Genomic DNA, 15,162 nt, shown 5'->3' on the forward strand with positions numbered 1-15,162 from the left:
GTTTAAGACAATGAGGCTGTTCTCTAAAAAGAGAGAATTTGGAGCGATACATCGGGTTCGAACCGATGACCTCAACCTTGGCAAGGTTGCGCTCTACCAACTGAGCTAGTATCGCATAAGCTAACCGTTCATCTTCTCTGCTAGAAACTAAGTTCTTACTGCAAAGAAGCTATCAACGTGTAGCTGTAATGTGGTTGCGGGAGCCGGATTTGAACCGACGACCTTCGGGTTATGAGCCCGACGAGCTACCAAACTGCTCCATCCCGCGTCCGGATGCATTATTTAAGTTAATGACTCTATATTTCCAACATCGATCCTAAGAAAGAAATTGGAGCGATACATCGGGTTCGAACCGATGACCTCAACCTTGGCAAGGTTGCGCTCTACCAACTGAGCTAGTATCGCAATCTGAAACGTCTTTCGCCGTTCAGGGCTGCGAATTATAAGAGCATTTTTTTGTGATGCAAGTCCTTAATGCAAAATTACGAAAGTTTTTACTCAACTGCTGTAAAAGCACACAGATTTGCAAAAAAATTGGCTCTTATGTCCCTGAAAAGTTAGATAAACGTGATCGTTTGATCTGATTAGATGTTAATAATCGTTTTTCGGTAGTACTGCAGCTCAGCAATCGACTCACGAATATCGTCTAATGCAAGGTGGCTTCCCGACTTAGAAAACCCATCTAACACTTCAGGTTTCCAACGGCGAGTCAGCTCTTTCAAAGTGCTTACGTCAACATAGCGGTAGTGGAAGTACTCTTCCAACTCAGGCATGTGTTTGTATAGGAAACGGCGGTCTTGACCAATGCTGTTACCACAAATCGGTGACTTACCTTTTGGTACCCATTTCTCAAGAAACTCAATGGTTTGTTGAATCGCATCTTGCTCTGAAACCGTGCTTTCTTGAATTCGCTTAACTAGACCACTGCCGGTATGAGTCGTTGTGCACCACTCATCCATCTTGTCCAATTCACTCTGAGGTTGGTGAATAGCCAAAACAGGTCCTTCAGCCAGGATGTTAAGCTCACTATCGGTAACGATAGTCGCAATTTCAATGATTTTGTGAGTTTCAGGATCAAGTCCAGTCATCTCTAGATCAACCCAAATCAGGTTCTGATCGCTAAAGGACATAAGGCGTCGCCTATTTGTTTATGTGTAAAAGAGGTACTATACCCAAATAACTATACTCAAACTAGCTCTAGGGCCATCGAAATCATATGGCACCAGCAACACCTTGTTTGAGTCCCCAATCATCAAGTTAGATGTGTTAAGTGAAAAATTGTGGCTAAAAAAAAGAAGTTAACTAAAGGTCAGGTACGTCGTGTACGTAGCAACCAGAACAAGCGACTCAAGAAAGAAGATTCTATCCAATGGGATGAGAACATGCTTGGTGGCACAAAAAGCGGATTGGTCATTACGCGCTTTGGGCAACATGCTGATATCGAAGATCTTGAAACTAACGAAGTTCATCGTTGTAACTTACGCCGTAGTATCGAGACCTTAGTTTCTGGTGACCGAGTAACTTGGCGCGCAGGCTTAGAGTCGATGGCTGGTATTTCAGGTGTAGTAGAAGCAGTTGAGCCAAGAACTTCAATGCTGACTCGCCCTGATTACTACGATGGCCTAAAACCAGTTGCTGCAAACGTTGACCAAATGGTTATCGTATCGGCAGTGTTACCCGAGCTATCACTTAATATTATCGACCGTTACTTAATTGCCTCAGAAACCGTCAACATTGCCCCACTTGTGGTTCTCAATAAAGTCGACCTACTGACTGAAAAACAGATTGCTGAATACCGCGAAACACTGAAAGTGTACGAAAAAATCGGCTACAAGGTGATGTTTGTGAGTAAAGAGTCGGGTTACGGCATCAAAGAGCTGGAAGCTGAACTCAAAGATCGCATCAACATTTTTGTTGGTCAATCTGGCGTGGGTAAATCAAGCTTAGTGAATGCACTCATGCCAACACTAGATATCGAGGAAGGCGCCGTTTCTGAAAACTCAGGGCTGGGTCAACACACGACAACGGCAGCACGTTTGTATCACTTCCCTTCTGGTGGCGATCTTATCGATTCCCCAGGGGTACGTGAATTCGGCTTATGGCATTTAGAACCAGACGAAATCACTGACGCTTTCATTGAATTCAAGCCATTTCTAGGTGGTTGTAAGTTCCGTGATTGTAAACACAATGACGACCCAGGATGCCTTCTACGTGAAGCCGTAGAAGACGGTAGAATCAGCCGTTTACGTTTTGCTAGCTACCATCGCATTATTGAAACCATGGCTGACAACAAAGATAACCGTCAGTACTCACGAAGCAAGAAAGCCGATCTCTAATCGCGTTTTTGTGAACAAATGTGTGCATTTACTGACAATTGGCGTGAATTTAAGTAACATCTCGCGCCCTAAACCGTCATCGACAGATTTAATTGAAAAACAATTAGCATTGGAAAATTAATACAATGGATAAGATTAAAGTTGGATTGCAGTACTGGATCCCACAGCATGGGCTAACTCGCCTAGTCGGTAAACTGGCGTCTGCTAAAGCGGGTGGCTTAACGACAGCGATCATCAACTGGTTCATCAAGCAATACAAAGTAAACATGGATGAAGCTCTGCATAGCGATCCAAAACACTTTAAAACATTCAATGAATTCTTCGTACGTGAATTGAAAGAAGGCATGCGTCCTATTGCTGAAGGTGAGTCTGTTATTGTTCACCCTGCTGATGCACGCGTAAGCCAATTTGGCCCAATTACTGACGGCCAACTTATTCAAGCTAAAGGCCACAACTACTCAGCTCGCGAACTATTGGGCGGTGATTCAAGCCTAGCGGATGAGTTCAAAGACGGCGAATTCGCGACACTTTACTTATCGCCAAGTGATTACCACCGTGTTCACATGCCATGCGATGGCACACTGCGCCAGATGATCTACGTTCCTGGTGACCTTTTCTCTGTAAACCCGCTAACGGCAGAGAATGTTCCAAACCTATTCGCACGTAATGAGCGTGTGGTTTGTATCTTCGATACAGAGTTTGGCCCAATGGCACAGGTGCTGGTTGGCGCAACTATCGTCGGCAGTATCGAACAAGTATGGGCTGGCACTATCACACCACCTCGCGGTAACTCTGTTTACAAATGGGACTACCCTGCACAAGGTGATAAAGCAATCGTCTTGAAAAAAGGTGAAGAGATGGGTCGCTTTAAACTTGGTTCAACGGTTATCAATCTATTTGCTAAAGATGCCATCAAGTTTGACGAAACGATGCAGAATGGTGAGAAAACCGTTCTAGGCACCCCTTTCGCGCATATTGCAGGCAAAAACGCTGAAGTAAGTGAAGACGCGGCTGAAACGGTTGAGAATACAGACCAAGCATAGCTTCTTGAGTTCGTTCATAGACATTCTAAAGGCGCGTTATTTCTAGTAAATAACACGCCTTTTTCGTCACCGACCATACTGTTCGTAGCGCTTCGTAACAAGTTAATAGCCATAAATAACAAGCTCATAGCCCTTCGTAACAAATTCAGACCTCTTCATTAAAAAATTGACCAAAAACAAAACAATTGTCGAAACCTTCAACAACTTTTCGATTTTACAACCCGTCTCCAAGTACCAAAAATCCAGATAACTTACTCTATTTGAAGATATTTTATTCATAGGGTCTTTGTATCATGCCTAAACTCAATGTTGGCGTATTGGTCAAGCTATTGATTTGTTTTGCGATTCCCTTGGGCGTGCTATTCATGCCTATCGACTCGATCCCCATAGATAACCTCACCTTGATTCAGCACCGCTTACTGGCGATATTTCTATTAGCTGCGCTACTTTGGGTTCTGGAACCGGTTCCGGTATTCGCGACGTCAATTCTGATCATTGCACTTGAATTGGTGATGATTTCCGACAAAGGCTTACATTTATTCAGAAGCCCACCAGCAGGACACGATCTCGGTGAGTTAATCAAATATACCGACATATTCGGTGCGTTTTCGTCACCAATCATCATCCTCTTCATGGGTGGTTTTGCACTCGCTATCTCGGCATCCAAGTACGAACTCGACAACAACTTAGCCCGAGTACTGCTCAAGCCATTTGGTACAGAGCCGCGCTTCATTATGCTTGGCTTAATGCTGATTACTGCCGTGTTCTCGATGTTTATGTCGAACACCGCGACCACAGTCATGATGCTTGCTCTACTAGGCCCAATTGTGGCTTCTGCGCCTAAAGGCGACATGGGGATTAAAGCACTCGTGTTGTGTATTCCAATTGCGGCCAACACCGGTGGTATCGCCACTCCAATCGGTACACCGCCCAACGCAATAGCATTGCAGTATTTAACTGGCGAAAACAGTATCGACTTCTTAAGTTGGATGATGATGGGCTTGCCCTTCGTAATCATTCAACTCACTATCGCTTGGTTCCTTCTTCAGAAACTCTTTCCTTCCAAGCAGAAGAACATGGTACTCAAGCTCAATGGACAGTTTAGAAAAAGTTGGCGAGCGATTGTCGTTTACATCACCTTCGCCGCAACGATTCTGTTGTGGATGACGACAAAACTGCATGGTATGAACACCTACGTAGTCTCTATTATTCCACTGGCCGTCTTTACACTGACCGGCATCATGGGCAAAGAAGAACTTAAGCTAATTAACTGGGACGTGTTGTGGTTAGTCGCCGGTGGTATCGCGATTGGTATCGGCTTGGATAAAACAGGCTTAGCGGCGGCATTGGCACACGCGATTGACTATGAATCGCTCTCACCTGCAGCTGTGGTACTGACATTGTCTATCGTGTGTTGGTTAATGGCGAACTTCATGTCGAACACCGCGACGGCCAACTTACTGATGCCTATTGCCGCTGCGATCGGCGCATCGATGGAAAGCTTAGTCGCAATTGGTGGCCTACAAGGCTTGCTGGTTGTGGTCGCCTTCTCCGCCTCACTGGGTATGATTCTTCCGGTATCGACACCGCCCAATTCGTTGGCTTACTCAACCGGGCTTATCGAAAGCAAAGACATGGCGAAGATGGGTATCATCTTAGGTATCGTAGGCTTATTAATGGTCTACCTCGCGCTGTTTATTATCACCTAACACGGCTTATTATCACCTAGCACGTTAACTTTTCACTACAGCCCTCCAGATAGCAGTCCTAATTTCGCTAGCTGGAGGGTTGATCAGTTTTCAATCGATAAATAACTGTGATTCCACTTCACTGTTTGTCAAAAAGTAGGATCGATATATTTATAATTTATGATTTTAAGCACATTTATTCCACTTGAGAGAGCGGCACTATACACGCATCAAAGACACGTCAATTCACCATTAAGTACGTAATTAGGTTTTTGTCTAATAGAGAGGAATGGACCTTGAGACATACTATTAAATTTAAAATTCAGATCGCCATTGCGATCATTATCGCCGTTGTGAGTGGTACCCAAGCTTGGATATCGGTTAATCAACTCACTCAAGAAACTGAAATCGCGATCAACCAAGAAATGAAAAATGTCAGTGTTGGCACCACAAATTATATTGCTGATTGGCTCTCCATCCGCAGTGATATGATGCTTGCCAATGAATCGACCATTTCAAGCAATAGTAATTCTGACCGCGAGTTATTAATCACCAAACAAGCCGGACAATTCCTGTCTGTTTATGCAGGTTTCAGCGATGGCACAATCGCTTATGGCGACAAAGGTGAAGATTGGCCAGCAGGCTACGATCCACGTACCCGCCCTTGGTATCAAGATGCCAGCGCAACATCAGACCTCATCATTACCGAACCTTACCAAGATTTTGACGGCAGTATCGTCATCAGCTTTGCCAAAGCATTCAACGGTGAAAAACAGGGCGTCCTCGCAGCAGACTTAACCGTTACCAGCATTATTGATACCGTACTCAATGTAAAACTCGAGAACGATGGTTTTGCATTTTTAGTGGATGGTAACAACAACATCGTGGCGTACAGTGATGAAGCCTTGAGTCAAAAACCCCTGACCAGTTTGAATCCGGAACTAACAACCAGCAAGGTGTCACAACTACTCCAAGACCAAATGATCACTACGCTAACTTGGCCTGGTCAAGGCGATAAACTGGTCTATATTGCCAATGTCCCGAACACCGATTGGTCGCTAGGTATTGTTATCGATAAAGAAATGGCGTTTTCTGCAGTATCCGATGCCATTCAATTCATCACGCTGACCTCTTTGATTTTGTACATCATCATTTCAATAGCGAGTACCGTGGTTATCAACCGCCTACTTTCTCCATTACAAACACTGTCTACAGCGCTGACTCAACTCGCTCAAGGCAGAGGTGACCTCACCCAACGTATTGATATCACACGTATGGATGAGATTGGCAAACTTGCCGAGCTTGTGAACCAGTTCTTGAGTCAAATGCAAAGCATGTTGAAAGGCGTCATAGAGCACAGCCACGACCTCAACAACCATGCAGAAAAAGCCAATCAACTGGCCACTCAATCTTCTATCCGAGTTGAGAATCAACAAAACGACATCAACCAGATTGCGACTGCGATTCATGAGATGTCAGCCACCGCAGCCGAAGTCGCTAGCCATGCCGAATTAACCGCATCCGCCTCTCAGGCATCTGCGACCGCTTGTAATGAAGGCCAAGAAGTCATTCAACAAAACCGTGATGCGATTACTGGCCTCGCAACTCAAGTTGAAGACGCCGCCAATGTGATTCGTGAATTAGAGAGTAATGCGCAAAGCATCAACCAGATCCTATCCACCATTCAGGGCATTGCCGAGCAAACTAACCTGTTGGCATTGAATGCAGCGATTGAAGCCGCCCGTGCAGGTGAACAAGGTCGCGGGTTTGCCGTTGTGGCCGATGAAGTACGAGTGCTAAGTCAACGAACGCATGGTTCGACGGAAGAGATCCGCGTGATGATTGATACGCTGCAAAAGAATACTCAACATGCCGTTGAAAGCATGACCACCAGCACTCAACTGGCCGAAAATAGTGTTGGATTCGCCGAGCAAGCTCATGGCAGCCTGACTAAAATCACTCATGCGATCACTGAAATCAACGACATGGCGCTGCAAATCGCCAGTGCTGCAGAAGAGCAACGCGCGGTCAGCGAAGACATCAGCCGTAATACGCAAGGCATCAAAGATGCCTCTGACGATCTTGCGCAGCAAGCAGAAAGCAGCCGCAACAGTTCAAATGAAATGAGCAATGCAGCAGAGTCGATGCGCCAAGATGTGGAGCGCTTTAAGGTGTAACGCGTCATTAATCACATCAAGCTAAGCCGAACTGTCCACGTTCATGGTTCTTTTGTTAAGAATCACTTTGTTCTCAGTTCGGTTTGATGCATATTGATGAGCTAATTTATCCCAGACACAAGGACGTTAATGACATGGGATTTGAATGGTTAGCTCTAGCCGCCGCTTTTCTATGGGCGATAGCAAGCCTGATGTCAGTAAAACCCGCTCAACACTTAGGTTCTTTTGCCTATAGCCGATGGCGTATGGGTTGCACCGCAATCATCTTATCGAGCATGGCTTGGTTCACCGGTGGGTGGTCAAGTGTCGAAGCCGACCTCGTCACACCTATGATGCTGTCTGGCCTTATTGGTATCTTCATTGGTGATACCGCCCTGTTCGCGTGCTTGAATCGCATGGGGCCACGCCAAGCCGGTTTGCTGTTCTCTTGTCACGCGGTATTTTCCGCTATTCTCGGCTACTTCCTGTTTAGCGAAAGCATGACTTCGGTTGAGCTTATTGGCTCAGCGTTGGTGTTTAGTGGGGTATTAACCGCCATCTTCTTTGGTCGTCGTGGACAAGCGAAAAACCAGCTCGAAACCATCAAAGGCACAGTGTGGATTGGCGTTGCTCTGGGAATTACAGCCGCTATCTGCCAGGCGCTAGGTGGCATCATTGCAAAGCCGGTAATGCAAACCAACATCGACCCTGTCGCCGCTTCAGCCATTCGAATGATCACCGCCTTTGTGGCTCACTCTCTGTTTCGTTTAACGGGCGCTAAACTTTCACGCGCAATCAACCCAATGAATAAACAGATATTCGCAATTACTGCGGTTAATGGCTTTTTAGCGATGGCCGTGGGAATGACACTGATTTTGTATGCGTTGCAGGAAGGCAATGTCGGTATGGTCGCACTGTTATCTTCGACCACACCCATCATGTTGTTACCAATACTCTGGTTGTACACCAAACAGAGGCCAAATGCCTACGCTTGGATAGGCGCCATTGTTGCCGTAGTGGGCACTGGGATTCTGGTCAGCTAGTGAGGCGAGTTGGAAGCTGGAAGCTGAGAGTTAATAGTTAATAGCTAATGGTTAATAGCTAATGACCATTAACTCTCAATAACAACAAAAGCAAAAAGCTAAGAACGCGGGAACGGAAAAGCCGTCACGTCATCGATATGGTCGTAGCCCAAAGCCAACATGATCAGACGATCAATACCTAAAGCAACACCTGCACAGTCTGGCAAGCCCGCTTTTAATGCCTCAATCAAATGATGATCAATCGGTTGAGGCGATAATCCCATCTCGATACGTTTTGCATTGTCATCTTCAAAGCGCTTAAGTTGCTCTTGCGGTTTATCTAACTCGTGGAAGCCGTTAGCTAACTCGATGCCTTTGAAATACACCTCAAAGCGATCCGCTACTCTTGAGTCATCAGAATTGATCTTGGCTAACGCTGCTTGCGATGCTGGGAAATCATAAACAAAGGCCGGAACATCTTGGCCTATTTTCGCCTCTACCCCAATACTGAAAAGAAGCTGTAATAGCGTATCGCGATCTTCTTCAGGATCCGCAATATCACTTAACCCAAGTGGTGCAGCCGCTTGCTTCAGCGTATCCATCGAGTCTTCCAGCGGACAAACACCCAACACATCAATAAAGGCTTGCTGGTAAGTCATTCGCTCCGCTTTGTCAGACTTTAAGATTTGCTGCAATAGGAGGTCCATTTCGTCCATCAAATCGTGGTGATCAAACCCCACGCGATACCACTCCAACATGGTGAACTCAGGGTTATGATAACGACCATTTTCTTCGTTACGGAAAGACTTACAAATTTGGTAGATACAACCACTGCCCGCCGCTAACAGTCGTTTCATATGAAACTCTGGGCTCGTCATAAAGAACAGAGGCTGACCGTGCGCATAACCCGGCCCTACGAATTCAGTTTTGAAGGTATGTAAATGCACGTCCGTCACCGTGGCGTGACTCATGGCTGGCGTATCCACTTCCATCACGTCTCGCTTTGCAAAAAAATGACGGATTTGATTAAGGATATCAGCACGTTGCTTTAACTGCTTAATGGTTGCGGCAGGTTGCCATGTGGAGTGCATTATTAAGTTCCATATCACTGAATTCTAGGCGACGAAAATTACCACTTTTCGTCTCTTTTGTAAGCTTCTATCTTTGCCTTATCAAACCAGCATGTTGTTTTATGAAGCCAGAAAATTACGTACTACAATACATTTACTAATATTTAGCCGCTAGCCACATTGATAACAAAAATCATACTCAACAAGCCGTTAACACGACTCTTGTGGGGGAATCGTTATCAACAATTCATTGCCGTGATTGCAGTCACATAACCTATAATTTCTATGCCCCCATATGCATTACCGACCTAAAAACCCAAATACATCAACTTTTAGAATACCTTCCTCTCGTACACTGAACCTACCACTTAAGGCTTAGGGGTGATAAGCGGTTGATACCGTTTACGTACTATTAGTTAGTAAGTGCTATCGATTAGTAAGTGCTCTCAATAAGTAAGTACTGCCAATTAGTAAGTGCTACCAATAAGCTTTTTATAATTACAAGCGGAATACTCCGCATCACACTGGAGAATAACTGTGAAGACAATTACCACAGATATCGCAGTCATCGGCGCAGGCGGCGCTGGTCTTCGTACAGCTATCGCTGCGGCTGAAGCTAATCCTGAATTGGAAGTAGCACTGATTTCTAAAGTTTACCCAATGCGCTCGCACACGGTAGCAGCAGAAGGCGGTTCAGCAGCAGTAATTAAAGACGAAGATAGCCTAGATAACCACTTCAACGATACTGTTGGCGGTGGCGACTGGCTATGTGAACAGGATGTTGTTGAATACTTTGTTGAAAACTCGACTCGCGAAATGATCCAAATGGAACAATGGGGCTGCCCATGGAGTCGTAAAGAAAACGGTGAAGTAAACGTACGCCGATTCGGCGGTATGAAGGTAGAGAGAACGTGGTTCGCAGCGGATAAAACCGGCTTCCACATGCTTCATACTCTGTTCCAGACTTCGATGAAGTACGACACAATCAAACGATTTGATGAGTACTTTGTGGTGGATTTGATCGTTGAAGATGGCGAAGTACAAGGCCTAATCGCGATTCACATGTCTGAAGGTGAGCTTGTTACCATCAAAGCAAAATCTGTTGTTCTAGCAACGGGTGGCGCAGGTCGTGTTTACCACTGTAATACCAACGGCGGCATCGTAACTGGCGACGGTATGGCAATGGCTTATCGCCACGGTGTACCACTGCGTGATATGGAGTTCGTTCAATACCACCCAACAGGCCTACCAGGCACTGGCATCTTGATGACCGAAGGTTGTCGTGGTGAAGGCGGTATCATCGTCAACAAGAACGGCTACCGTTACCTCCAAGATTACGGCATGGGCCCTGAAACTCCAGTGGGCGAGCCGAAAAACAAATACATGGAACTGGGTCCTCGTGACAAAGTTTCTCAAGCATTCTGGCACGAGCAGCAGAAAGGCAACACCATCAAGCACCCGCTTGGTGATGTCGTACACCTTGACCTTCGCCACCTTGGTGAAGAGTACCTGCAAGAACGCCTACCGTTTATCTGTGAGCTAGCAAAAGCGTACGTAAACGTCGACCCAGCAAAAGAGCCAATCCCAATTCGTCCGACCGTTCACTACACCATGGGTGGTATTGAAACTAACGGTACCTGTGAAACTCGCATTAAAGGTCTATTCGCTGTTGGTGAATGTGCTTCAGTTGGTCTGCACGGTGCAAACCGTCTAGGTTCTAACTCTCTGGCTGAGTTCGTTGTATTTGGTCGCGTAGCGGGTGAACAAGCCGTGAAACGTGCAGCAGAATTCAAAGGCTGGAATGAAGAGTCTATCGCGAAGCAAGTAAAAGCGGTTGAAGATCGCATCGCAGGTCTGCTAAGCCAAGAAGGCGATGAGAACTGGGCTGATATCCGTACTGAAATGGGTCACACCATGGAAGCGGGTTGTGGTATCTACCGTCAAGAAGACTTGATGCAAGAAACCATCGACAAAATCACTGAGCTAAAAGCACGTTACAAAAAAATCAGCATTAAAGACAAAGGCCAAGTGTTCAACACGGACCTACTTTACGCTATCGAAGTCGGCTACGGTCTTGAAGTTGCTGAAGCGATGGTTCACTCAGCTATTCTTCGTAAAGAGTCTCGCGGTGCGCACCAACGTCTAGACGACAACTGCACAGAACGTGACGACGTGAACTTCCTGAAACACTCTCTATCGTTCTACAACGAAGATGCAGCACCAACCATCGACTACAGCGGCGTTAAGATTACTAAATCTCAACCTAAAGCTCGTCTGTACGGTGAAGCTGCAGAGAAAGCCGCTGCCGCTGAAAAAGCAGCAGAAGAGAATGCGAAGAAGAGCGAAGAGGAGCAAGCATAATGTCAGCGAATCGAATCCAAAAAATTGAAATCCTGCGTTATGACCCTGAGCAAGATGCAGAACCTCACTTTCAAACCTTTGAAGTTCCGTTTGATGAAACCATGTCAGTACTTGATGCGATTGGTTACATCAAAGATAACCTAGATAAAGACCTGTCTTACCGTTGGTCTTGTCGTATGGCGATTTGTGGTTCTTGCGGCATCATGGTTGATGGCGTGCCAAAACTGGCGTGTAAGAGCTTCTTACGTGATTATCCAAACGGCTTCAAAATTGAGCCATTGGCTAACTTCCCAATCGAGAAAGATTTGATTGTCGACATGACACCGTTCATCGAGCGCCTTGAAGCGATCAAGCCTTACATCATCGGTAACGACCGTAAACCAGAAGACGGCACCAACATCCAAACTCCAGAGCAAATGGCGAAGTACAAACAGTTCGCTAACTGCATCAACTGTGGTTTGTGTTACGCGGCGTGTCCTCAGTTTGGTCTAAACCCTGAGTTCATCGGCCCTGCAGCTCTTACTCTGGCTCACCGATACAACCTAGATAGCCGTGACAACGGTAAAGCTGAACGTATGAAGCTGATCAATGGTGAAAACGGCGCTTGGGGTTGTACGTTCGTTGGTTACTGTTCTGAAGTTTGTCCGAAGAAAGTAGACCCAGCAGCGGCCGTTAACCAAGGCAAAGTTGAGTCTTCAATGGACTTCGTTATCTCGATGTTCAAGCCAGATGGATCGCAAGTAAAATCAGCAGAGGAGGCATAAGATGAGCAAACGTAAACCTTATGTTCGTGAGATGAACAGAACGTGGTGGAGCAACCATCCGTTCTACCGCTTCTACATGTTACGTGAAGCAACTGTACTGCCTTTGATTCTGTTCACTGTATTCCTAACCTTCGGTTTGGGTTCATTGGTGAAAGGCCCTGAAGCATGGGCAGGTTGGTTAAGCTTTATGGCTAACCCTGTTGTTATCGGTATTAATATCGTGGCGCTACTGGGCAGCTTAATGCACGCTCAAACCTTCTTCAGCATGATGCCTCAAGTAATGCCAATCCGCCTTAAAGGTAAATTGGTTGATAAAAGAATCATCGTATTGACTCAGTGGGCAGCGGTCGCTTTCATTTCTTTAATCGTTCTTGTTGTGGTGTAAGGAGCTTTCGTTATGAACACAAATTACAAAGTGAAACCTGTTAACCACGATCCTAAACGCTCTGATGAGCCAATCTGGTGGGGCCTATTTGGCGCTGGCGGTACTTGGTTCGCGATGATCACACCTATCACGATTCTAGTGTTAGGTATCTTAGTACCAATGGGCATTATCGATGCTGACGCAATGAGCTACGAGCGTGTGTCTGAATTCGCCACCAGCATTATCGGTGCGCTATTCATCATCGGTACGCTGGCACTGCCAATGTGGCATGCAATGCACCGTCTTCACCACGGCATGCACGACCTTAAGTTCCACGTCGGCGTTGCTGGTAAAGTGGGTTGCTACTTCTTCGCAGGCCTAATCAGCGCACTGTCTGTTATCTTCATTTTTATGATTTAACAGTTAAGAGCAGATTCGAGTAATCGAGATTCGAAGCACTTAAGAACAGAAAATCGAAAGCAGAGCTAGGTTATCCAGCTCTGCTTTTTTATTGTTTGTCGAATACCACACATCTAGCTCACTCGTTCTTGATCTTCCCGCTCTTCGTATCTCGCATCTCGGTTACTCGCATCTGCCCCTACCGCTTCTCCTGATCGCCAGATACAAAAAAGGCCGCGATAAGCGACCTTTTCTATTTCACTGAGCCACCTTAAACAAGATGGACACAATCAAATTACTTCACACGACCAACGTATTCGCCAGTACGAGTATCAACTTTAACAACTTCACCGATAGCGATGAATAGAGGTACACGAACAACCGCGCCTGTTGCTAGAGTTGCAGGTTTACCACCCGTACCCTGTGTATCGCCTTTAAGGCCAGGATCAGTTTCAGTTACTTCGATCTCAACAAAGTTTGGCGGAGTAACAGTGATAGGGTTATCATTCCACAACGTTAGAGTACAAACGTCATTTTCAACTAACCATTTTGCTGAGTCAGCGACTGCTTTTACGTCTGCTGCGATTTGCTCAAATGTTTCGTTGTTCATGAAGTGGTAGAATTCGCCATCGTTGTATAGGTAACCTAGTTCAACGTCAACAACATCTGCAAGCTCAAAGCTTTCGCCTGATTTGAATGTTTTCTCTAACACTTTGCCTGACAGCAGTTTACGAAGTTTTACACGGTTAAACGCTTGGCCTTTACCTGGCTTAACGTATTCATTGTCGATAATTGCGCAAGGCTCATTATCTAACATGAATTTTAAACCGCCTTTGAATTCATTGGTGCTTACTGACGCCATGATTTTCTCTTCCACATCTTTGAGTTAATTTCAATGCCGCATATCATAACCCGAAAAGTCGAATCTGTTGAGCAAAACTGGCTCAAACAACTATCGAATGCGATCTCTGACCCGACAAAACTGCTTGAAGCATTAGAAATAGACCCAACACCGTGGCAAAAAGGATTCGCGGCACGAGAGCTGTTTTCACTTCGAGTACCCCTAAGCTTTGTAGAGCGAATGGAAAAAGGCAACCCACACGACCCTTTATTGCGTCAGGTGTTACCACTCAACGAAGAGTTCGAGGTTCATCAAGGCTATTCAGCCGATCCGCTAGAAGAGCAAGAAAACGCAATACCTGGACTGCTGCATAAATACAAAAACCGCGCACTGATGATTGTAAAAGGGGGGTGCGCTGTAAACTGCCGCTACTGCTTCCGTCGCCATTTCCCTTATCAAGACAACAAGGGTTCTAAGTCTGTGTGGCAAACCAGCCTCGATTATGTGGCTCAACATCCCGAGATCAACGAAGTTATCTTATCGGGTGGCGACCCTTTGATGGCCAAAGACAGCGAACTCGAATGGCTTATCCATGCTATCGAACAGATCCCGCATGTAAAAACCGTTCGAATTCATAGCCGATTACCGGTTGTGATCCCTGCTCGAGTGACTGATGAACTATGCCAATTGTTAGCTCAAACTCGCCTCAATGTAGTCATGGTCAGCCATATCAATCATGCCAATGAAATCAACGTGGAGCTCAAACAAGCTTTCCATAAGTTGAAACTCAGTGGTGCGACTCTGCTTAATCAGGGCGTGATGCTAAAAGGCGTCAACGACAGCGCTAACTCATTGAAAGAGTTGAGCGAAAAGCTATTCGATGCCGGTGTTTTACCGTACTATATGCATGTTCTTGATAAGGTTCAGGGCGCCGCTCACTTCTATATCTCAGATGAAGAAGCAAAAGCCCACTTTAGGGGGTTAATCTCTGAAGTTTCTGGTTACCTAGTGCCTAAGTTAACTCGCGAGATCGGCGGCCGCAGCAGTAAGACACCACTCGATCTGCACATTGAATAACTCTATCTCGAGCAATGGTCGCTTCTTATCGTCTTGAATAC

13 protein-coding genes and 3 tRNA genes are annotated in these 15,162 nt (G+C 45.8%); 10 read left to right on the forward strand and 6 right to left on the reverse strand.

What is annotated here, in order from left to right:
* Positions 1-39: 39 nt before the first annotated feature.
* The 4 genes from IQO02_RS12760 to orn form a co-directional block, all read right to left on the reverse strand.
* Positions 40-115, reverse strand: a tRNA-Gly gene (locus tag IQO02_RS12760).
* Positions 116-191: 76 nt separating this feature from the next.
* Positions 192-268, reverse strand: a tRNA-Met gene (locus IQO02_RS12765).
* Between the two features lie 61 nt (positions 269-329).
* Positions 330-405, reverse strand: a tRNA-Gly gene (locus tag IQO02_RS12770).
* A 179-nt stretch (positions 406-584) separates the two neighbouring features.
* Positions 585-1,130, reverse strand: coding sequence for an oligoribonuclease (orn, locus tag IQO02_RS12775; RefSeq protein ID WP_010434065.1), 546 nt, complete (start codon positions 1,128-1,130; stop codon positions 585-587).
* A gap of 150 nt (positions 1,131-1,280) precedes the next feature.
* Here orn and rsgA point away from each other — a divergent pair, with 150 nt between their 5' ends.
* The 5 genes from rsgA to IQO02_RS12800 all read left to right on the forward strand — a co-directional run bounded on the left by rsgA (position 1,281) and on the right by IQO02_RS12800 (position 8,266).
* A complete protein-coding gene (rsgA, locus tag IQO02_RS12780) occupies positions 1,281-2,336 on the forward strand; it encodes a small ribosomal subunit biogenesis GTPase RsgA (RefSeq protein ID WP_010434062.1) in 1,056 nt (351 codons plus the stop codon).
* Positions 2,337-2,461: 125 nt separating this feature from the next.
* A complete protein-coding gene (asd, locus tag IQO02_RS12785) occupies positions 2,462-3,379 on the forward strand; it encodes an archaetidylserine decarboxylase (RefSeq protein WP_010434059.1) in 918 nt (305 codons plus the stop codon).
* Between the two features lie 293 nt (positions 3,380-3,672).
* Positions 3,673-5,088 (forward strand): SLC13 family permease, encoded by a 1,416-nt coding sequence (locus IQO02_RS12790; protein WP_010434057.1) that lies wholly within the window; start codon positions 3,673-3,675, stop codon positions 5,086-5,088.
* A 275-nt stretch (positions 5,089-5,363) separates the two neighbouring features.
* Positions 5,364-7,244: a methyl-accepting chemotaxis protein gene (locus IQO02_RS12795; RefSeq protein WP_010434053.1), complete on the forward strand. Its 1,881-nt coding sequence runs from the start codon at positions 5,364-5,366 to the stop codon at positions 7,242-7,244.
* 134 nt (positions 7,245-7,378) lie between these two features.
* Entirely contained in the window at positions 7,379-8,266 is an 888-nt protein-coding gene (locus IQO02_RS12800; protein WP_016787270.1) for a DMT family transporter, read from the forward strand.
* Between the two features lie 98 nt (positions 8,267-8,364).
* Here IQO02_RS12800 and epmA read toward each other — a convergent pair whose 3' ends face one another.
* Positions 8,365-9,336: an elongation factor P--(R)-beta-lysine ligase gene (gene epmA / locus IQO02_RS12805; protein WP_016793743.1), complete on the reverse strand. Its 972-nt coding sequence runs from the start codon at positions 9,334-9,336 to the stop codon at positions 8,365-8,367.
* 516 nt (positions 9,337-9,852) lie between these two features.
* Between epmA and frdA the strand changes: the two genes are divergently transcribed.
* Genes frdA through frdD form a run of 4 tightly spaced genes read left to right on the forward strand, consistent with a single transcriptional unit; the run spans position 9,853 to position 13,224 of the window.
* On the forward strand, positions 9,853-11,676 hold the full coding sequence (gene frdA / locus IQO02_RS12810) for a fumarate reductase (quinol) flavoprotein subunit (protein ID WP_010434045.1): 1,824 nt from the start codon (positions 9,853-9,855) through the stop codon (positions 11,674-11,676).
* Positions 11,676-12,440, forward strand: coding sequence for a succinate dehydrogenase/fumarate reductase iron-sulfur subunit (locus tag IQO02_RS12815; RefSeq protein WP_010434042.1), 765 nt, complete (start codon positions 11,676-11,678; stop codon positions 12,438-12,440). The genes frdA and IQO02_RS12815 overlap by 1 nt, the downstream gene beginning before the upstream one ends.
* Position 12,441: 1 nt before the next feature.
* Positions 12,442-12,825 carry a fumarate reductase subunit FrdC gene (gene frdC / locus IQO02_RS12820; protein WP_010434039.1) on the forward strand — a complete coding sequence of 128 codons (384 nt, stop codon included), beginning with the start codon at positions 12,442-12,444 and terminating at the stop codon, positions 12,823-12,825.
* A gap of 12 nt (positions 12,826-12,837) precedes the next feature.
* Positions 12,838-13,224: a fumarate reductase subunit FrdD gene (frdD, locus tag IQO02_RS12825; RefSeq protein ID WP_010434036.1), complete on the forward strand. Its 387-nt coding sequence runs from the start codon at positions 12,838-12,840 to the stop codon at positions 13,222-13,224.
* Positions 13,225-13,498: 274 nt separating this feature from the next.
* Here the strand turns inward: frdD and efp are convergent, their stop codons facing one another.
* Complete coding sequence (gene efp, locus IQO02_RS12830) at positions 13,499-14,065, reverse strand: elongation factor P (RefSeq protein ID WP_009847919.1); 567 nt, start codon at positions 14,063-14,065, stop codon at positions 13,499-13,501.
* A gap of 33 nt (positions 14,066-14,098) precedes the next feature.
* On the opposite strand from efp, the gene epmB reads away from it, so the two are divergent.
* Positions 14,099-15,121, forward strand: coding sequence for an EF-P beta-lysylation protein EpmB (gene epmB, locus IQO02_RS12835; protein WP_010434032.1), 1,023 nt, complete (start codon positions 14,099-14,101; stop codon positions 15,119-15,121).
* Positions 15,122-15,162: the final 41 nt, after the last annotated feature.

This window comes from Vibrio sp. OPT24, from assembly GCF_015163545.1.
GTDB classification, from domain to species: Bacteria; Pseudomonadota; Gammaproteobacteria; order Enterobacterales; family Vibrionaceae; genus Vibrio; species Vibrio cyclitrophicus.